Annotated in this window: 20 protein-coding genes; all 20 read right to left on the bottom strand. The window is 32.6% G+C overall.

Annotation, left to right across the window (positions count from 1 at the left end):
- Positions 1–741, bottom strand: a complete 741-nt coding sequence (locus tag Q0891_RS07700) for a hypothetical protein (RefSeq protein WP_299100411.1) — start codon at positions 739–741, stop codon at positions 1–3.
- A 6-nt stretch (positions 742–747) separates the two neighbouring features.
- Positions 748–2358, bottom strand: a complete 1611-nt coding sequence (locus Q0891_RS07695) for a glutamate synthase-related protein (RefSeq protein WP_299100409.1) — start codon at positions 2356–2358, stop codon at positions 748–750.
- A gap of 293 nt (positions 2359–2651) precedes the next feature.
- Positions 2652–2852, bottom strand: a complete 201-nt coding sequence (locus tag Q0891_RS07690; RefSeq protein ID WP_299100407.1) for a CsbD family protein — start codon at positions 2850–2852, stop codon at positions 2652–2654.
- Between the two features lie 139 nt (positions 2853–2991).
- Entirely contained in the window at positions 2992–3369 is a 378-nt protein-coding gene (locus Q0891_RS07685) for a nuclear transport factor 2 family protein (protein ID WP_299100405.1), read from the bottom strand.
- Between the two features lie 2 nt (positions 3370–3371).
- On the bottom strand, positions 3372–3569 hold the full coding sequence (locus Q0891_RS07680; protein ID WP_299100403.1) for a hypothetical protein: 198 nt from the start codon (positions 3567–3569) through the stop codon (positions 3372–3374).
- A gap of 90 nt (positions 3570–3659) precedes the next feature.
- Positions 3660–4541 carry an AraC family transcriptional regulator gene (locus Q0891_RS07675; RefSeq protein ID WP_299100401.1) on the bottom strand — a complete coding sequence of 294 codons (882 nt, stop codon included), beginning with the start codon at positions 4539–4541 and terminating at the stop codon, positions 3660–3662.
- Positions 4542–4675: 134 nt separating this feature from the next.
- Entirely contained in the window at positions 4676–6067 is a 1392-nt protein-coding gene (locus Q0891_RS07670) for an NAD-dependent succinate-semialdehyde dehydrogenase (RefSeq protein ID WP_299100399.1), read from the bottom strand.
- Between the two features lie 155 nt (positions 6068–6222).
- Complete coding sequence (locus tag Q0891_RS07665; RefSeq protein WP_299100396.1) at positions 6223–8112, bottom strand: monovalent cation:proton antiporter-2 (CPA2) family protein; 1890 nt, start codon at positions 8110–8112, stop codon at positions 6223–6225.
- A gap of 3 nt (positions 8113–8115) precedes the next feature.
- Positions 8116–8712, bottom strand: a complete 597-nt coding sequence (locus tag Q0891_RS07660) for an NAD(P)H-dependent oxidoreductase (RefSeq protein WP_299100393.1) — start codon at positions 8710–8712, stop codon at positions 8116–8118.
- A 47-nt stretch (positions 8713–8759) separates the two neighbouring features.
- A complete protein-coding gene (locus Q0891_RS07655) occupies positions 8760–9380 on the bottom strand; it encodes a MarC family protein (RefSeq protein ID WP_299100392.1) in 621 nt (206 codons plus the stop codon).
- A gap of 271 nt (positions 9381–9651) precedes the next feature.
- Positions 9652–11070, bottom strand: coding sequence for an efflux transporter outer membrane subunit (locus tag Q0891_RS07650; RefSeq protein WP_299100390.1), 1419 nt, complete (start codon positions 11068–11070; stop codon positions 9652–9654).
- 4 nt (positions 11071–11074) lie between these two features.
- Positions 11075–14212: an efflux RND transporter permease subunit gene (locus Q0891_RS07645; RefSeq protein WP_299100387.1), complete on the bottom strand. Its 3138-nt coding sequence runs from the start codon at positions 14210–14212 to the stop codon at positions 11075–11077.
- Positions 14213–14234: 22 nt separating this feature from the next.
- On the bottom strand, positions 14235–15365 hold the full coding sequence (locus tag Q0891_RS07640) for an efflux RND transporter periplasmic adaptor subunit (protein ID WP_299100385.1): 1131 nt from the start codon (positions 15363–15365) through the stop codon (positions 14235–14237).
- An 11-nt stretch (positions 15366–15376) separates the two neighbouring features.
- Positions 15377–15880: a transcriptional regulator gene (locus tag Q0891_RS07635; RefSeq protein ID WP_299100383.1), complete on the bottom strand. Its 504-nt coding sequence runs from the start codon at positions 15878–15880 to the stop codon at positions 15377–15379.
- Between the two features lie 238 nt (positions 15881–16118).
- Positions 16119–16925 carry an SDR family NAD(P)-dependent oxidoreductase gene (locus Q0891_RS07630; protein WP_299100381.1) on the bottom strand — a complete coding sequence of 269 codons (807 nt, stop codon included), beginning with the start codon at positions 16923–16925 and terminating at the stop codon, positions 16119–16121.
- Between the two features lie 98 nt (positions 16926–17023).
- Positions 17024–17986 (bottom strand): 2OG-Fe(II) oxygenase, encoded by a 963-nt coding sequence (locus Q0891_RS07625; RefSeq protein WP_299100379.1) that lies wholly within the window; start codon positions 17984–17986, stop codon positions 17024–17026.
- A 29-nt stretch (positions 17987–18015) separates the two neighbouring features.
- Positions 18016–18861, bottom strand: coding sequence for an enoyl-CoA hydratase/isomerase family protein (locus tag Q0891_RS07620; protein WP_299100378.1), 846 nt, complete (start codon positions 18859–18861; stop codon positions 18016–18018).
- 123 nt (positions 18862–18984) lie between these two features.
- Positions 18985–19848, bottom strand: coding sequence for an AraC family transcriptional regulator (locus Q0891_RS07615; RefSeq protein WP_299100376.1), 864 nt, complete (start codon positions 19846–19848; stop codon positions 18985–18987).
- Positions 19849–19929: 81 nt separating this feature from the next.
- Complete coding sequence (locus tag Q0891_RS07610) at positions 19930–20763, bottom strand: DUF4437 domain-containing protein (protein WP_299100374.1); 834 nt, start codon at positions 20761–20763, stop codon at positions 19930–19932.
- A gap of 27 nt (positions 20764–20790) precedes the next feature.
- Positions 20791–21450: an oxygen-insensitive NAD(P)H nitroreductase gene (nfsB, locus tag Q0891_RS07605; RefSeq protein ID WP_299100372.1), complete on the bottom strand. Its 660-nt coding sequence runs from the start codon at positions 21448–21450 to the stop codon at positions 20791–20793.
- Positions 21451–21535: the final 85 nt, after the last annotated feature.

Here is a 21535-nt window from a genome sequence, read left to right as displayed (position 1 = left end):
TTATCTATTAAATTGATTAATGGCTTCTTTAAAAAACGTAACGGCTTCATTTTTTGCAACTTGTGTCGCTGGTAAAATGGCACCTTTAAAATCTTTGTTTATCCATGAACCAATATTTAAAGAATTAAAATTTGAAGGCTCTATGGCGTTTCCTTCTTTATAACCACTAATATAAAAGTAATGCACATCGCTTAAATTATCAGGTATTGCAAGCCCAAGACCAAAACTAATAGCATCGTCAACCAATGGTGTGTATATACCAGTATCAAAGTGATGTGGCCAAACTCTAATACTCGCGTCTTTATTAAAGTCGGAATTTATTTGCTCTAAACTTAATTGCGCCAAAGTTCTTAGTTGTACCAATTTTTGTAAATCCTCAGTACTTTCTAATTGAAACGTATAAGAATTATCAATGCTGTAAGGTAAATCGTAATGTAAGTTATAAGTGTATTCTTTATTTAAATGCGCTTTAGAGGTGTCTGCTAACCAACTTAAAACTTCTTGGTGTGTAGCTCCATCTAATTCAAAAGTAACAGTTCCGGTTTTAGATTTCCATTGCAATGAAAAATCATTATAACTTAAGCATAACTGGTCTTCGTTTTTAGATAGTAAATGGGTTTCTAAAGAGGCATCTTTTATATTAAAATCCAAGTTTGTATGGCTATCATCGTCTTTTTTCTCTAGGAAACTAATTCCTGCTGCAGCCAAATATTGTGCAGCTAAATGCATTTGTTCTTTCATGGTTTCTTAGTTTATTCCTGCGTAATTAATTCCTGTAAGTTTATGTATATCAACATCAAAAGTTGATAAATCATCGTGATTAAATTTATTGACATCATCATAGCCACAAGCTCTTGCGACTACTTTGATTAAATCATTTGTAGCATCAAAAAAGTTATGCAATTGTTTTGCTGAAGCGTCTATAATTAATCGACTACGCAATGATTCTTTTTGGGTTGCAATTCCCACAGGACAATTATTACTTCCACAAGCACGCATGCCTAAGCAACCAATGGCTTGCAAAGCCGAGTTTGAAACCGCAATGGCATCTGCACCAAGCATTAATGCTTTTGCAAAATCTTCGGCAACTCGTAATCCTCCAGTGATTACTAGAGTAACATGGTTGGCTCCAACTTTATCTAAATATTTACGAGCTCTAGCTAAAGCCGGAATTGTTGGCACATTTATATGATCTCTTAAAATTGTTGGCGCAGAGCCTGTTCCGCCACCACGACCATCGAGTATGATGTAATCCACACCAACATCGAGTGCAAATTGTATGTCTTTTTCAATATGACTTGCTGCTATTTTAAATCCAATAGGAATTCCACCAGTTCTCTCACGTACTTTTTGTGCAAAATCTTTAAAATCATCTACACCATGAAAATTAGGGAACGTTGCAGGCGAGATTGCTGTCTCTCCTTCATTTAATCCTCTCACTTCTGCAATTTCTTTGCTTACTTTATTACCTGGTAAATGGCCTCCAGTTCCTGTTTTTGCGCCTTGACCACCTTTAAAATGAAAGGCTTGTACATTATCTAACTTATCCCAAGAAAATCCAAATTGAGCAGATGCTAATTCATAAAAATATCTCGAATTATTAGTTTGTTCATCAGGAAGCATTCCACCTTCACCAGAACAAATACCCGTTCCAGCAAGTTCTGCGCCTTTAGATAATGAAATTTTAGCTTCTCTAGATAAAGCGCCAAAACTCATATCGCTAACAAATAAAGGAATATCTAATTCTAATGATTTTTTAGCATTAGGTCCAATAACCACTTTAGTCGCCACAGACTCTTCATCCAACAATGGACGCGTTGCTAATTGCGCTGGCAAAAACTGAATATTATCCCATTTAGGTAATGTATTTCTGTCCACTCCCATGGAAGCTGAAAACCCATGGTGTCCTAGATTTTTAAGTCCGTTTTGTGCTAATTCTTTAATATAACCTGTATAAGGTTCTGTTTCTTCAGGATGTGTGTCTGCATATGCACCTAAATAGTTATCTCTGTTAAATGGTTGAGGGTTATTAACTAAGTAAGCTTCAATTTCAAAGGCGTCTACAAATAAATCATCACCTTCAATTTTTGTTGAAAATTTATGAAGCACTTCTTTGTTATTGTATTCTGATACACCAGAATCTACCCGATAATCCCATCCATGAACTCCACAAATTAAGTTGTGTCCATCTACGTGACCATCAGACATTAAAGCACCTCTATGTAAACATCTTCCATAGAGCACGGAAATATCTTCATCGAACTTTACAATAACCAAATCTAAGCCATTGACTAAGGCGTGTTCAGGTTGTTTATTTTTTAATTGACTAACTTTAAATAATTTGGTTGGTTTTTTCATCTGGTAGTTTTATAAAAGTTAGGTCGAATCTTTTTCGAAATAATTACAACAATTATTTATTTACTGCCTAAAGTTGAATATCTCTGTTTTACAACATGATCTATTTTTCTAAATTTAGTGAATTTATTTTTCATCAGTCGAATTCAATTGTTAAGGTCTAATTATTCTGTTATTACAAGTATGTTTTATATTAGAGTAAAAATTTGATACATACGTTTGGTAAGTTAAGAATGAAAAAAATGCTAAGACTTATATATTTTTGTCTTAGCATTGATTATATAAAATGGTGGTTTTTAGAATTTTAAGCTATCTAAAAAATTATTTATTTTCTCTTTAGACTCTCCTGTTTTCTGTTGTATTCTACCAACTAATTCGTCCTCTTTTCCTTCTTGATAATCTAAATCATCATCAGTTAAATCTCCCCATTGTTGCTTTAATTTACCTTTAGCAATATTCCAGTTTCCTTTCAATTTATCTTCTATAGCACTTGTCATAATTTATGATATTTAATGTTATATAAACCATTATTGGCTTATGATGTAAAATTAAGGAGTATTCATAGCTTAAGTTGACGTAATCCATTTAAGAGTTAATTCAAATCAAAATTATTTTAAAAGGATTTGAACGAAAAGTTTAATACATTGTATTCCTATTCATAGCCTTTTCTGGTACTTGCTGAATGCTATCCCAATGTTCTACAATTTTGCCATTAGCATCAAACCTAAAGAAATCCATGGTTATGTATTGGTCATTATCTGGCCAAATTTGATGCGTATGTAATGCTACTAAATCATCTTCAGCAACCGCTCTTACAAAGTTTATAGATTTCACAGGATATTCTTTTTGCATGCGATTGAAATAATCAATAAAAGCTTGCGGACCATCCGCAACAATTGGATTATGTTGTATATATTCTTCTCCAACATATAGTTCTACTGCTTTTATTGGGTTGCCTTCATAAGCCATTTTATAAAAGGCGATAGCGTTTTTTTTGTTTTGTTGAGTATCCATAATTATAGTTTAGCTTTTAATATTTCTAACTCTTTTTCTAAAGCCTCAGCTTTATCCTTAAATTTTTGCATGGCTTTTTTTAGTTGGCCAATTTTTTTAAAGGCATTCTCATCTTGAACTGCTGTATAAGTTTCCACAGCATCTTTCATTTTATATTTTGCTTTTGCGCCACAAGTTGAGCATGTTCTTACGTCTGACATTTGAATTCTTTTTGATAACAAATATCTTATAACTACACTATGTTCTAAAGATGAATATCAGTGTAAAAATGGTAAATATCGAACCTGAATTTACAAATAGTCCTTTTTGAAATTATTTGGTGTAAAACCTGTATGCTTTTTAAAGTATTTTACAAAGTTTGTAGGTTCATTAAAACCCAATGTATACGCCAATTCAGTACTTTTAATTTCGGAATTTATAAGCAATCGTTTTGCTTCAAGAATTATAAATCTATCTATGTATTGCTTTGCAGTCATAGAAATAATATCCTTACAAATGGTATTTAAATGCTTATAAGTAATGTGTAATTGTTCAGCATAAAAATCAGCATTTCTGCTACTTTTATACTGTTTTTCTAGAATTGATTTAAAATCTAAAAAGACATGAATTTGTTTGGATTGTTTAAGATGATATGTTTCAATTTCCTTTAAGCTATCTAACTTAGAAAAAATAATAGAATGCAAGGATTTATAGGTCTTTTCTTGATTGTAATCTTCTTTTTGATTGTTGTATTCTTCATACAATAATTGAAAATAATTTACCACATTAGATGTTTCTGGTACCTGAATGATTGGCGAAAACAAATGTGTATTAAATAACCGAATTAATTCATTTTTAGGTAGATTATTAATCTGCTTTTTTAAATAATCATCAGTAAATAATAAGATGTATCCTTCTAAACCTTTAGTAAACTGAAACGCGTTTATTTGACCTTTTGCTACATGTGTAATGGTATTTCTCTGCACTTTATGCCAAACAAAATCTATGAGTTGTTGGCTTTCTCCTTCGGTATATAACACAATCATATTAAAAGCGACTTGGTGTGCTTTTTCAGGATGATGGTCTAAAACTTCATTTTTACGCGCCGCCAGATTTTGAATAGTTAAGATTTCAATACCACTGTTATTTGGTTTTTTAGAATTGAAAACAATATTTGGAATGTTCTTTGGCAAAAATCTCTGGTTATATTTTAAATCTTAATCAAGATACAATCTTTTTAAAATACTTCCATTAAATGCATATCTGATTTATAAAAAAAGAGCCTATAAATTGATATTTATAGGCTTTTTTACTATTCTATTACAGTCTAATTATTAAGTAATATGGATTTAGAATTGACAAACTCTCTAATTCCGAAACCACCATGTTCTCTACCATAACCTGAATCTTTAACACCTCCAAAAGGCATGTTTGGATGTGCTAAACCAAATGAATTAATATTAATCATACCTGTGTCAAAATGTTTTTTTGCAAGTTCTACGGCTTTGTCTTCATCCTTACTAAAAATTCCGCCACCTAAGCCAAATCGACTATCATTGGCAATGCGCATCGCATCTTCGTTATCTTTTGCTTTTATTAATGAAGCCACAGGACCAAAAAGTTCTTCGTCGTAAGCAGGTTGTCCTTCTTTTACATTTGCTAAAATTGTTGCTGGATAAAAATAGCCTGTTTCAGATGGAATTTCTCCACCACACAACACATCAGCACCTTTCTTAATACTGTCTTCAACCTGACTATGAATCTTATCTCTTAAATCTTTTCTAGCCATTGGTCCAATCTTTGAATTTTCATCGTTTGGGTTACCATAATTAATAGCTTTCATTTGCTCAACAAAAGCTTCTTTAAATTCATCGTAAACTTCATCAACTACCACAAAACGTTTAGCTGCGACACAGGTTTCTCCATTATTAAAAACTCGTCCTTTAACGCTAGTCTTAACAGCTAATTCAATATCTGCATCATCTAGAACTAAATAAGCATCGTTACTTCCCAATTCTAAAACGGTCTTTTTTAAAGCTTTACCTGCTTTTTCAGCAATGTATTTTCCAGCTTCAGAACTTCCTGTAAGTGTTACACCTCTAACTTTGTCATGTTCAATAATTTTATCTGATGTATCATGGTCTATAATTAAAACGGTAAATAAGTTTTTTGGTAAACCAGCTTCTTCAAAAATTGTATTTAACATTAATGCAGAACCTGTTACATTTTTTGCGTGTTTCAATAACACGCCATTTCCTGCCATTAGATTTACAATAGCATATCTTATTGCCTGATATAGTGGGAAATTCCAAGGTTGTATGCCATAAATAACACCAATCGGTGCTTGTTGAATAATACCTTTTCCACCATTAGGTAAGGTTCTATTTTCGTCTTTTAAATGCTCTTGACCTTGGGTTGCTGTATATTCACAAATGCCTTGACACAGTTCGATTTCTTGCTGGCTCTGCTTTAAAAGTTTACCCATTTCATCTGTCATAAGCTGAGCATATTCATCTTTATGCGCTGCTAGTTTTTTGGCAACGTTTTGTATAATCTCTGCACGATGACTAAGGGATTTTAATTTCCATTCTGAAAATGCTTCATGACAACGTTCTACAGCTTCAAAAGCCTCTGTTTCTGTCATGTAATTATAATGTTTTATTTCTTTTTCTGTAGTTGGATTAATTGTTTTAAACCCTTTTGTTTCTTCATTATCCATAGTTCTATTTTTATCAATTCATCTAAAGTTAGCGAAGTGAAAACGTAAAATCTATGGCTTTAAGAAATCCTTAAGACGTTTGAATCATATCAGTTAAAAGTAATATTATATGAACACATGATTAGGCAAAAATGAAAGAGAATTAAGCTTTTGCATTATAAATCACTCGATTTTTCTAAAGCTTTTCTAATGTGCTCACTATCCCAATGGTTATCAAAATCAACGATACCTCTTTTAAAGTCGGCTTCTAGTAATTCTTCTTGCTCTTGTAATTCTTTTCGAGCTTTAAAAATATAATCTTCCTCGCGTTTTGGCTCTTTAGCTAAACGCCTTAAACTCGTCTCATCATATTTAATGAAATTTTTAACTTGTCTGTTTAAAGTATATTTTCTGAAACCTAATTTGTGCAACACATCACTCGCGAGCGATAATGATGTGTCTAAAGATTCGCGATAAATGTTTTCTCTACCAAGGTTTAACAACTCGTAAGCATCGTATCTGTTTTTAGTACGAATCATAAGTTCTACGTGAGGATATTTTTCTTCCACTATTTTACTAATGGCTTTAGAAACCTTTACTTTGTTAGTGGCAATAATTACAATTTTAGCGTCTGCAATGCCAGCAGATTCTAATAAATCTAAACGTGTTGCATCTCCATAATATACTTCAAATCCCATTTTACGTAGAAAATCTACACGATTAGAATCTTGGTCTAAAACGGTTGCTTCTACACCATGAGACCTCAAAAAACGACCGACAGTACTTCCGAAGTGTCCAAAACCAACCAAAATTATTTTTTGCGATTTTGCAATATGGTCCATAGGACGCTGTATGGATTCTTTGGTGCCTACTTTTGGAAGAATAAAACGTTCATTTATTATACTGATAATTGGTGTTAAAGCCATACTTAGTGCTGTTATTACTAACAACATATCCATTTGTTCTTGTTCTAAAATATTAAGTCCAAATGCAAAAGACAGCAATACAAAAGCAAACTCTCCAACCTGTGCTAAACTGAAGGTTAGCAATAATTTTTGGTCTAGTTTTAATTTAAAAACACGACCAGTAATATATAAAACCACAGCTTTTAATACAATAATGGCGATTAAAACGCCTCCTATGGTTAGCGGACTTTTGGCAATAACGATAAAGTTAATAGACGCACCAACTGCCATAAAAAATAAACCTAATAACAAGTTTTTAAAAGGTTCTAAGGTACTTTCTAGTTCATGTTTAAATTCACTACTCGATAAAACGACTCCACCTAAAAAGGCACCTAAAGCCGGACTTAAGCCAACCAATTCCATAATAAGCGAAATGCCAAATACAATTAAAAATGCAGCTGCTATTAATAATTCTCGTACACCAGTTTTCGCTACTTTTCTAAGCATTGGCACAATGACAAAGCGACCCAAAGCAATAACAATAACAACTGATAAAATAATTGCTAATGTTTGAAAACCTAATGGTAAACTATCTATTAAACTTAAAGATTCACTATGATTATCGGAATGTGATTCTACATTAGAATTAGATAGCAAAGGCATTGCACCAATCATAAAAATCACAATAATATCTTGAAACAATAAAATTGAAAAAGCGCTAGTCCCAAACGTAGTGTCCATTAACCCTTTTTCTTTTATGGTCTGCATAGCAATAGCTGTAGAAGATAAAGCTACAGCCATAGAAATTACAAGAGCGACTTGCCAATCATATCCTAAAAAGTAGAATAGCAAGTAGGATAAAAGCATCGTGCCGCCAACCTGAATGCCTCCCATTCCGAGAATGGTTTTTCGCATGTTCCAGAAGTTTTTGGGTTCAATTTCTAAACCAATAAGAAACAGCATCATCACAACACCAAATTCTGCAAAATGAAGTATATCATCGCCTTCCTCTCCTATAAAACCTAAAACATAAGGTCCAATTAAAACACCAGCCAATAAATAACCAATCACAGAACTTAAGCCCAAACGCTTGGCAATGGACACACAGATTATGGCTCCTGCTAAAAATACAATGGCTTCAAAAAGTAAACTTCCAGTCATGTTTTACGAGCTTTTAAGTTGTGGAATATCATTAATGAATGACATTTTTTCAAAGTCATTCATGGTTAATTCGGCTTGCAGTAAATCGATTAATTTTCCGTAGTTAACTTTGTAATCGTGCAATTTTTCATCGGAAAGATTATGCGTTCCCATTACTGCAAAAGGTGGAAAATATGTCATGCCACATAAATTTGCAGTTTGCTCAAAAGGTCTTAAAAATTGCTCCACCGTAAAACTGTTGTAACCTGCAGAACAATACACTTCTTTAGAACCTCCAGTGGTTATAGCATTGAGACACGTTTTGTTGTGCAACGCTTTACCTTCTGGTCCATAAGCCCAATTAAATTCTAACACCATATCAATCCATTGTTTCATTAATGGTGGACAACTATACCAGTAAAACGGATGATGCCATATAATAATATCATGCTGTTCTAATAACTTCTGTTCTCTTAGCACATCGATATGAAAATCTGGGTATTCATTATACAAATCATGAATAGTTACGTTTTCTTTATCTTTAATATGATTAATTAAAGCTAAATTAGCTCGAGATTTTTCTAGTTTTGGATGAGCGAAAAGAATTAGAATTTTTTTCATGCTGCCATTTATATTATTATATGCTCTAAATTTTCAATCAGCTTAAATTAAGCTACTAAGTTAAAGGCAAGTTTAATTCCTGTTATAATCATACCAGTTCCAATAATGGCAATAATTAATCCCATAATTTTTCCTATTACGGAAATCACATTATTACCTACAATTTTTACAATTAAATCACTTAATCTAAACGTAAAATAAGTTAATATACTCATGGAACCAAATATGGCAATCACTAAAATAATATGTATAGTCTCTGCTTTAGCAACAAAATTCATGGCTGTTACAATTGTTCCAGGTCCAGCCAATATTGGAATCGCTAATGGCGAAACAGCAATGTTTTCATCTACTGCAACATTATCAATTGTTTTTACATTAGATTGCTTAGACTGAAGCATATCAAAACCTATAAAAAATATTAGAATTCCACCTGTAATTTTAAAAGCAGGAATTGTGATGTTAAATAATTCAAAAATATATTTGCCTAGCAGTACAAATACAGCAACGATTACAAATGCTATAAAATTAGATTTTCGGTTAATGTCATGTTTTGTTTTTTTATTTGCACCTTGAGTTAATGACAGAAAAACCGTCATATTAGAAATAGGGTTTGTAATTGCAAAAAATGCCGTAAATACAGCTATCGAAAAGGTAATTAGATTATCCATTTTTTATAAAATGTTAGTTGGTAATACTATGACTTTACCAATTAATACCAGTTGAATTACTTTAAAAAGTAACAAGTTAAGTATGTTTTATTGTGATTAAAATAGAAATAGACAAAAAGTTAAAAACGATTTTTAACTTAAAGCTCAATTATTACTTAGAAATGGTATTTAAAATAGGATGTTTATCAATTGATGAACACCCTATTTTATAAACTTTTTATAGATTTTCCATCTAAATTATAGATAGAAAATCAGTATTATGTTTTAATTTTTATCTCCAACCACCACCAAGCGCTTCATATAAATCTACAACGGCAATCAACTGTTGTAATTGACTGTCTATTATATTAAGTTCAGCGCTCAATGCACTTTGTTTAGCAGTTAGTAAATCTAAATAATTAGCATAGCCATTTTTAAGTAACTCTTCAGAATTTATCTCAGCAGACCTTAAAGCTTCGACTTCATTTTTTCTAAATTCGAATTTTTTCGTTTCCGCTTCAAAAGTGAACAAGGCATTAGACACTTCATTACCAGCAATTAATAACGTTTTTTTAAAGTTTAGTAACGCTGTTTCTTGGTTGGCTAATGCAACTTCTTTTTGAGTTTTTAATTTTCTTTGATTCAGTAACGGCTGTGTTAAACCACCAACAACAGTTGCAAATAAAGAGCTTGTATTAAATAAATCATCTAATTGTAAGCTTTGTAATCCTCCCGAGGCTGTTAGCGTAAGGGAAGGGTAGAAGCTACTATTAGCAACATTGGTTAATTCAAAGTTTTGGATTAATGCATATTCTGCTGCCATAACATCAGGTCTATTACTCAATAGAGTAGCAGGTAAACCAAGTTTTAAATCTTGATCTATTTTTTGTACATCTAAAGTTGCTCTTTCAAAATTTTGTGCAGATTTACCCAATAAAATACTAAGTGTGTTTTCGGTTTTAAATATGGCAGTTTCTATATCTACGAGCAAAGCTTTTGCATTATTGTAAAGCGCTATGTTTTGATCTACAGCAACCTGTGTTTCTTGTCCTGCATCTTTAAGAGCTTTAATTGTGGTTACACCACTTTCTCGTGTTGCAATCGTTTGTTTTGTTATTTCTAACTGAGCATCTAAAGCAAGGAGATTATAATAGGTGTTTGCAATGCTTGATATTAACTGCGTTTTTACAGCCTGATGAGCGGCCACACTTTGTAAGTATGAAGCTTGCGTGGCTCTATTATTACTTCTTATTTTTCCCCAAATATCTGCTTCCCAAGATAAATTTGCAGTGACATCGTAGGTGTCTAATCCTCCACTGAAAATTGAACCAAACTGACTGTTTTCTGAAAATTCTTGACGTGTGTAATTAGGGCCAACACTTAATGTTGGAAAGAATCCTGCTTTACCTTGCTTTGCATACGCTTCTGCAGCGATCATTTGTTGCAGTGCAATACGGACATCCATATTATTTTGCAAACCTTCTTCAATATATTGTTGAAGGTACTTGTCTGTAAATAAGGTTTTCCAAGAAACATCTGCTATAGAAACACTATCTGTAGGTAAATTTTCCGTTCTGTATAGCGCTTCAGTTTCAGCTGTTAAATCTGGTCTTTTATAATCTTTAGCTACAAAACAACTTTGAATTGTTAAGGCTACGATAATTAATAAAACACCTTTGCTAAAATTTCTATGTATTATAATTGATTTCATTTTTTTAATCTTCAATAGTTTGTACTGTTGGTTTACTCGAAATTTTTTCTTGTAACCACTGAAATAATATAAATAGGATTGGTATTACAAAAACACCTAAAATTGTCCCAATTAGCATTCCACCTGCAGCTCCAGAACCAATGGAATTGTTTCCTTCAGATCCTACACCTGTTGCTAAGGCTAATGGCATCAATCCAAGTATAAATGCAAATGATGTCATTAATATAGGACGTAACCTAGATTTAGCTCCTAGTATAGCTGAATCCACAATACTTTCACCATGTTTACGACGCTGTAAAGCAAATTCTACAATTAAAATTGCATTCTTTGCTAACAAGCCAATAAGCATTATAAGGGCAATTTGGAAGTAAATATTATTCTCTAATCCTAAGAATTTAGTAGTTATATATGCTCCAAAAACTCCAAATGGTAATGATAAAACAACTGCAAAAGGCAATAAATAACTCTCGTATTGTGCACTTAAAAGGAAGTAGACAAATACAATACTCAATATGAAGATAAATGTAGTTTGATTACCTGCATTAACTTCTTCTCGTGTTAAACCAGAGTAGGCAACTGTATAGTTACTCGGTAGTTTTGCAACTTCTTCTTCAATTACTCTAATGGCATCACCTGTACTAAAACCGTCGTTAGTTGCTCCAGAGATCATGGTAGAATTAAATAAGTTAAAACGAGTTACCGATTGTGGACCATACACACGTTTTAACGTCACAAACTGTGTTATTGGTGTCATTTCTCCTGTATCTGTCCTAACATACATACTATTCAAGGCACTTTCATCTGCTCTGTCTTCTGGTAATGCTTGAATATATACTCTAAATTGTTTACCAAATCTTGAAAAGTCAGAAGCGTAAATTCCTCCAATATAACCTTGTAATGTTGAAAATATACTGGTTACAGAAACGCCTTTTTCTTTTGCCAATGGAACATTTACTTCCATTTCATATTGTGGATAACTTGTATTAAAAGCTGATGTTGCGTATTTAATTTCTGGATGACTCATTAAAGCCATAGAAAAGTCTTTATTAGCTTTATCTAAATCTGCAAACTCTCCACCAAATTTATCAAGTAAGTTAATTTCAAACCCTGAGGAGTTACCAAAACCACGAATACTTGGTGGTGAAAAGAATATAATGTTAGCATCAGGTATAGTTGCAGCAATACCAAATAATTTTCCGGTAATAGCTTGTGCAGAAAGTGATGGATCTTCACGATCTGACCAATCTTTAAGTTTTACAATCCCAAAACCAAAGTTACTACCAGCGCCACTTATTAAACTTCTACCTTTTATAAAGTTAATAGCTTCGATGCCTTCTATAGTTTTGGCTTTATCGTATAGTTTTCTAGCGACAGCATCAGTTCTGTCTAAAGATGCTCCTGGTGGTAATTCTATATTAGCAAATACAATTCCTCTATCTTCATTTGGTACAAAACCTGTTGGTGTTGTCATTGAAGCCCAATAGATGCCTGCTCCTGCAATGATTAGAAGTAGAACTGAAATAAATTTTCTTTTATATAAAAACTCAAGAGACCTGCCGTAACGTTGAATGGTTGCATCAAAACCACGATTAAATAATGTGTAAAAACGTTTTAATGGACTTTTTCCTTTTAATTCTTTATCGTTTTTATGTTCTTTTAATAATAGAGCACATAACGCAGGACTTAGCGTTAAGGCATTAACAGCTGAAATTAAAATGGCAATAATTAAAGTAACACCAAACTGCTCATAAAACACACCAGTAGGACCAGTAATAAATGTCACAGGAATAAATACAGCTGCCATTACTAAAGTAATTGAAATAATTGCTCCCGAAATTTCATTCATCGCTCTAAGTGTCGCCTTTTTTGGGTTGTGCTCGCCATCATCCATTTTTGCATGGACGGCTTCTACAACAACTATAGCATCATCTACCACAATCCCAATGGCTAATACTAAAGCAAATAGTGTTAATAGGTTTATTGAATACCCAAATACATTTAGGAAAAAGAACGTACCAATAATTGAAACAGGTACTGCAATTGCAGGAATTAATGTAGATCTAAAATCTTGTAAAAAGATAAATACAACTAAAAATACCAATAAAAATGCTTCTAATAGAGTTGTAATTACTTTGTCAATAGATGCATTTAAAAACAAACTTGTATCGTAAGGTACAAATACATCTAAACCTTCTGGTAAATCTGCTTTTACTTCTTCTAATGTAAATTTAATGTTTTCAATAATTTCCTGGGCATTTGAGCCTTTAGTTTGAAAAATACCCATAAACACAGCAGGATTTCCTTTACTCATAGCATTAGAGGCATAGGATTGCGCATCTAACTCAATTGTTGCGACGTCTTTAAGTCGTAAAAACTCTCCATTTCCTAAGGCTTTAATAACTATATCGCTGTATTGTGCTTCGTCCTTAAATCTTCCACTGTAAGTTAATGTATAAGAAAATGATTCTCCATTATTTTGACCTAAAGATCCTGCTGCTGCTTCTAAATTTTGTTCCGCTAAAGCTGCAGATATATCTGACGGAATTAAATTATAGGACGCTAATTTTTCTGGATTTAACCAAATTCGCATCGCATAATCTTGTTGAGAGAACAAACTAACATCTCCAACACCACTAATACGTTGCATTGCAGGAATGACATTAATTTTTAAATAATTCTGAATAAACGTAGCGTCGTAATTATCGCTTTCAGAATACATAGAAATAAACATCAAAGCACTTGTCTCTTGTTTCTGAGTGGTTACACCAGTTTGTATAACTTCAGTTGGTAATAAAGGATTTGCTCTAGCAACACGATTTTGAACGTTAACTGCTGCAATATCTGCATCAATCTCTTGATCAAAATAGACAGTGATTTCTGCAGCTCCTGTATTTGATGCCGTAGAGGTAATGTATGTCATTCCTTCTACACCATTAATCTGTTCTTCAATTGGTATAATTACACTCTCTAAGACGGTTTCTGCATTGGCTCCTGTATAATTTGCTGTTACCTTAATTGTTGGTGGTGCAATATCAGGATATTCCTCAATAGGCAAGGAGGTTATACTAATAACTCCTAGTAAAACTATGATAATAGAGATTACCGTTGAAAGCACTGGTCTTTCAATAAATGTTTTTAACATGACTAAAATGTTTGGTGGTTATCTAATTTCTGAATAAAGTGGCTACTGGTGCTATAGCGTCTTCGAATGATGTTTCTTGTGGCGAAATTGCCATTCCGTTTCTTAATTTGCCAACACCAGAAACTATGATTTTGTCGTTTACTTCTAAACCAGATTCAACAACGTATAGATTGTCTACGGCTCCTTCTATTTTTAATATTGATGTTTCTACTTTGTTGTCAGCACCAAGTTTAAAGATCATAATGTTTCCTTGTTGCTCAAAAGTAGCTGATTGAGGTACTACAATGGCATCTTTGTATTCAATAGGAAATCTTATTTTACCACTGTTTCCATTGGTTAAAATTTCTTTAGGATTCTTAAAAGCAGCTCTAATCTGAATTGTACCTGTATTTTGGTTAATCTGGCCAGTACTAGTTTGTATTCTTCCTTTTTCGGAATATTCCTTACCATTTGCTAAAATTAAACTAAGGTCTGGTGAATTTTTAATTCGTTCAGCTTTCGTTTTTCCTTCTGATCGTTGTAAATGATCTATATATTGTGCTTCATTGAAACTAAAGAACGCATATACTTCGTCAATTTCGCTTACTGTAGTTAGAGGTGTAGTATCACTAGGACTAATTAAAGCACCTTCTCTAAAATTGATTGAACCAACATATCCATCAATAGGGCTTTTAATTGTTGCATAGCCAATATTAGCGGAGACACTGCTGTAATTTGCTTGTGCTTGCGCTAAATTTGCCTTAGCAGTTTCTAATTGTACCGGACTAATTATGTTTTTTTCTACTAATGGTATTAATTTATCTACTTCAACTTGTGCTACATTTACTTGAGCTTTTGCAGCACCTGCATCTTGACTCAAAGATTGTGTTTCTAATTTAAATAACACTTGTCCCTTTTTTACTTTTTGTCCCTCATCAACGTAAACTTTTTCAATATATCCAGCCGTTTTTGCTCTTACATCACTATTAACTCTTCCTTCAATAGTTGCTGGATAATCTGTATAACCTGTAACCGTTTTTGTTTGCAGTTGAGAAACAGGGAAGGGTGAAGGTGGAGCTTCTGCTGCAGGTTGATTTTGTTCGCTGTTACCACAACTTACAATGACTAAGAATACACTTAAAGTTAATACGCTATATAATTTACTATTTTTCATTTTTTTGGTATTTAAATATCGAATGATTTATCTGTTAATTTGGTTCTTAATTCTTTTATAGAAGCCGACGCTTCATCAATAAATTTTAAATAATCGTTGTGAAAATTTAAATCGAATTTTTCTTCTTTCTTCTTAATTTTCTCTTCGTTTATATTGTTTTTATAGGCTTTAATTTCTAAATGTAATTCTCGCACTTCTTGCCACTCGTTAATTAAATTATCGATGTGATGAATTACAGAATCTTTATTTATAACAAAGTATTTTTTTCTATCACCAGTTTTTGTAAAGTACTCTAACTTGTTTAAGCCTTGTAAATGATTTATATGCGTAGAAATAGTACTTTTACTTGCGCATAAAACGGTAACCAATTCTTCAAAAGTGGTTCCATTTTTACCCGTAAGAATTACATACGCCATTATGCGTGCTGCAACTGGTGCTAATTGTTCTCTGTTTTCTAAATGCACACCAAGTTTTTCAACTAATCGCATTTTTTCCTTACAAATGTTATTTTCCATAACGGTTTGAATTATTGTTTTAATTTTAAATTAAATGCATTTGCACTTTAAAATTCTTAGCAAATTTAAAGTTAAGTTCGGAACAAACCGAACTAAACGAAGTTAAATGATTGTTAAAAATGTTTAAAGAACTATTACTGTTGTTTAAAATATTGATTATGAGATAATTAAATTAAAATATAAAAAGCCCACAACTTTATGCTGAGGGCTTTAATAATTTAATTTTAGATATAAGAGCTTACATCAAACTACGTGTTGCTTTCAATAAGGTTGTAATTTTAGATTCATCGTAAGCATCTGGATGTGCGGAAGCAAATTGACCAATGTTTTCGCCTTTATCGTTGTCAAAATATTTTCCTGTAGCATCTTTATATGCATCCGAAGTTGCTAAATCGTATAAGATATTCACACCTTTTTCTGCAGGCGACCAATGTTGACCATAAGCTTCTTTGGCCATTTTTGTATTTAGTAACGATCCAGGATTTAGGGCAATTGTGGTAATGTTGGGATGCTGTTTTGCAAAATAGAAACTCCACATGGTTAATGCTAATTTACTTTGTGCATATGCTTCACTTTCATTTACAGTAGCATCTCCTGATAAAACAGCTGGTCTAACTGTAGATTGCGCTGCAGAACTTAAATTAATAATTCTTGGTGATTGAGAATTTTCTATACTAGACAAAATGCCATGTGTTAATAGTGAAGGCGCTAAATAATTGACAGCCATTCTTATATCTAAACCGTCTTTTGTTTTTTCAACTTGACTTTTAAAAATGCCTGCATTATTAATTAGTATATCAACAGTTGGAATTTCCTTTTTAATTTGTTCTACTAAAGTTGATACTGCTTTTAAATCTGAAAAGTCAGCAACCAAACCTTTTATATTATCGTTATTTGAAGCTGCTTTAATTTCTTCAATGACGTTGTTCACTTTTGTCTCACTTCTTCCATGTATATAAACTGTATGGCCTTCTTGGGCTAGTTTTAAAGCAGTTCCTTTGCCTATGCCGTCTGTGCTTCCTGTGATTATTATAGTTTTATTCATAAGTACTTGTTTTTTGTTTGTCTTTTCGAGTACAGTCTAAATTTTACTAATAGTTCTCGACTGCGCTCGAACAGACAAATTATTATTCTATTACTTTATTAAAACGGTGCAATCCTATCCTTAGGACTATTTGGTACACTCCAACGTTCACGAGCTGTTACATTTTCTGATGTTATAATCTTAGATGCAGAATTACCTGCACTTCCATAACTACTTATGCTACCACGTGGTATTTGCATCTGGTCTCCATATAACCAAACAACTAAGTTACTCCGTTGTCCACTAGTAATTGGGTGTGTGGCGTGTGGCACATTTCCTCTATGGATGATGGCTTTGCCTGGTTCAAACTTTGTTTGTACCGTTTTACCTGAAGCTTTATCATAGAAATCAACTATAGATCCAGTAAATTCTTCATCAGGTAAGTTAGTATTAATATTTAATGTAGCTGAAGAAGCATCTGTATGTGCATGCAAATCCTTGTCTTTATCTGGATTATATTGTATAGAAAAACCAAAGGTTTGATTATCATAACCATAAGTTCCTAACAGTAAACGAGCAATCGGACGCATAAAACGATTCATAATTGTGTTGTAAAATTCTTGGAAACTCGGTGCTGCCAAATAGCCTTCAGATCTTGGATCTAATATCATTCCATAACGGTTTAATTGAATACCGTAAGGCGCTCTTTTAGGAATCTCTGACTTTACCGCATCTTCTAAATATTTACGAAAATCTGCTAAACGCTCTAAATCAAAAAACTGTGTTTCATAAACACCAGGAATTATTTCTTCCCATAAGTTAGCAACAACGTCTTCTTTTTCTGGGTTTTCCCAAGCATCGTTTATAGCATTACGTAATTTTGGATCTAGTAAAGATTCGTCTGGTAATAATAATTTATCTTTGTTTTTTAGTTCCCATTCTGTCCAAGCGTCTTCTAATAAGTTTCGGTTATTATTCCAAAATTTTGAAACTGATGGATCGCGTTTTAATGATAATTCTCTTGATGGTACTTGTAGAGCACGAGCTTCAGCAAGTGCATTTATATTTGCTATTGTTTTCATATCTAATTTTTTAAATTAATATTTTTTGATTAGTTAACCTCTTGAATATCCATTACCATTTGTTCCCAATTCTTTTGATTATCATGGTTAAATTGCGCACCATTATCATCTGCATATTGAAAACGTTTTACGGCAGGAGTTTTGCTTGTAGCTTGAAATAATTGATATGCTTCTTTTTTTAAAGCTTCTTTAATTGGTAAGTCTACCGATGCATAAACTGCACGCTTAGAAGCTGTAATAGAATCTGCTGGAAATTTTGAAATACGTTGAGCTAAAGCATCTACATAAGGTCCAATTTCATCAGCATCTAAGGCTTTATTTATGGTTCCGAATTTTTCAGCTTCATCAGCATCCCAATCTCTTGCACCTAAAATAATTTCTAATGCTTTTCCTAACCCTGTTTGTCTTGCCATACGAGAAGCTCCACCACCACAAGGTAAGATTCCCATACCAACTTCCATTTGCATAAATTTAGCTTTTCCTCTTGCTGCAAAACGCATATCTAATGCTAATGCCATTTCGTGTCCGCCACCACGTGCAAATCCTTCAATTTTTGCAATGGTTGCTTGTGGTACATTGCTTAATCTTTCTAAAACAGACTGTAAGTCTAATAACTCAATTTCGTTTCTTGGAACGGCTTCTGTAGATAAATCTTTTAATAAATCGGTATCATAATGGCAAACCCAATACCCCGAATTTGAAGATTCAAAAACTACTACTTTTACACTTCTGTCGCGTTCTAATCGTAAGCAAAGACTGCTTAAATCTGCTAACATTTCTTGTCCCTGTACGTTTACTGGTCCGAAGTTAATATCTACGGTTAAAATTCCTCCTTTTTGTTCTGCTGTAAATGTTTGAAAGTTCTTGTATTTCATGATATCTGTTTTTAAATTGTTTTTTGTGTGTATTAATTACACTGCAAATTTAAAATAGACACCAAGGTTTTTTTTGGTAGAAAACAAAGTGGTATTAGTAAAAAAAAAGGTTTCTGTATGAAATTAAGCCAAACTTGCTCTAAAAGCACTTAAACTGGTGCCTTTATAACTTTGAAATGTTTTGTTTAAATGACTAGAATCTGTAAAACCTAGTTCTACTGCAATTTCAGAATATTGCAAATCGGTATACTTCAATCTGGTCTCCACAAGTTTTAATTTGTAGTTGATGATGTACTTTTTTAAAGAAACATCGGTGTGTTTTTTGAAATATTCACTGATGTAATTATCTGCCATATGAAATTCTTCAGCTAGACTTTTAGTCGATAGCAATTCAGAATTATAAATATTGGAATGGATATAATTGATGATTTGCTGAATTTTAGACGATTTCACTTCCTTTACAGAATCTGAAGTGTTTATAAATTGAATATTTCGAGCAATAAGATGTAAAATAACGGATAATGAATTTTGAATGATGAAGATGTCGAAGGATTGCTTATTCAGATACTCAGTTGCAACCATGTTTACTAAAGCTACTAAATGCGAACGATCTGCTTCGGTTTCAAACTGCATTTCACGAAGCTCATGACTTTCACTATTTAAGATTTCTTCAATTTTACGAAACCAATCGTTTACCGGAAGATTTATATTTTGCGAACTTGTATTTCTGAAAAAACTCTTTAAAAATTTAATCGCTACCGTAGAAGTTTCTGTTTCCGGATTTAAGATATAAATATCATCAGGAATAAACACAAAAACGCTATTGGCTGTATACTTTACCGTTTTACCATTAATTTTTATGGTTCCTGAGCCTTCTTCGAAATATACAATTTCAAAAAAACGAATGGTTGTGTACTGGCAAAACTCAAAAAACGTTTGGTTTTTATATTGCGTGATTACAATGTTTTCGATAATTGTTCTGGCCATAATATTATTTATAAAATTACAACATATTTAAAAAAAATAAAGCCACAGTTTATTGTGGCTTTTCCTGCTATTAATCAATAATTATTTGACTTTAAAATCTCCGTTACTTCTAATATAAATAACTGTTTCTTTATCTGTTGTTATTATTGATTTAGAATCTTCTTCAACTCCAAAATAAGATCCAGGTTCTAATTTGCTTTTTTCTTCTTTCTTAGAAAACTGAAGTGTTAATCCTCCTGAAATAACGACCGCTCTAAAATTTGAACTCAAGTTTTTAATTTTCCCACTGAAACCAGCTGGTAATTTTAAAAGTACTGCACGTAATTGATTTTCTTCGTGGGTTCCCCATAAAAAAGCGGTTTCTACATTACTTTTCGAAGAAACCCACTCGATATCGTTAGCATTTAGCCAAACCAAATTTGTTTTGTCAACATTGACAGGACGCTCACCATTATCAAAAGCTTCCGATGTTGGTTTTACCAAATATGGACCTTCTTGAATATCTAAAAATGCCATGTTATCATTATCATCAGCAGCTGTAATATGGGCTTCTCCTGCCGGTTGTTGCCAATAAGAACCTACTGTCAACCACTGTTTTTCGCCTTGTTCGTCATCATTGTGCAACAATCCTTTAATTACTATACTACGATACGTAATATTGTGAATATGTGGTGGTGAAGAAAATCCTTTATTGAATTTTACTAAGAATCCTGCTGGTTCGTTTTTTGTTCTGTCTCCCCAAAGTTTTCCTGCTGCTGGACTTTTATTGCCTCGTAGCGGATTTAACCAACCCCATTCCACGTTGTCTGCAGTTACAACTTCATTCACAGACTTAATATTATCTGTGGTTGGCGTTTGTGCCTGAGTAAATACGGTTGTGGCAATTGCTAATACTATTAAAAATTGATTTTTCATGATTTTGAATTTAAAATCGATAGCAATTTATATTACAGTGAAAGTTTCACTTTCTGGTAATCTAGATTTTGGCGTTTTTTCTGTGGAATTGAAATCAGATTCTGCTCTATAGCCAATTGAAACAGCCACTAAAGAAGTATATCCTTTTTCTCTTAATCCAAACTCTTCATCCAGAGCTTTTACATCGATTCCTTCCATTGGAGTTGCATCAATTCCTAAAGTTGCTACACCTAGTAAGAAACTTCCAATATTAAGGTATACTTGCTTTTCCATCCAGTGTTGTAAATCTTTTAAATCGTATTTATGTATTCCGGCAAAAGCTTTAACAGCACCTAGAAATCCGTTTTTAATATCTTCATTTGGAAAACGTCCATTTTTATCTTCAGTATCTGCAATGTGTTGGTAATATGAATCATCAGCATCAGTTTTAACACAAAACAATACTACTGCAGAAGCATTAGTTACTTTAGGTTCATTGAAACTAAAAAAGCCTTGTGTTCCTTTGGCAATACGTGCTTTACCTTCAGTAGTTTCGGCAACAATAAAGTGCCAAGGTTGTAGATTGACGCTAGACGGACTCATTCTCAATAAGTTTTTGATTTCAGCCATATCTGAATCAGATATTTTTTTGGTTGTATCATATTCCTTAGTTGTGTATCTCCAGTTTAATATTTCTTTTAAATTCATTATTTAATGCTTGTTTTTAGTTGATTAAAATTTTAACTATCAAAAGTATAGTGACAAAAGTATGTATAGTAAATTTTTTATACAA

The organism is uncultured Winogradskyella sp., from assembly GCF_947498005.1.
Taxonomy (GTDB): domain Bacteria; phylum Bacteroidota; class Bacteroidia; order Flavobacteriales; family Flavobacteriaceae; genus Winogradskyella.
This window is presented reverse-complemented; position numbering and strand designations above follow the sequence as displayed.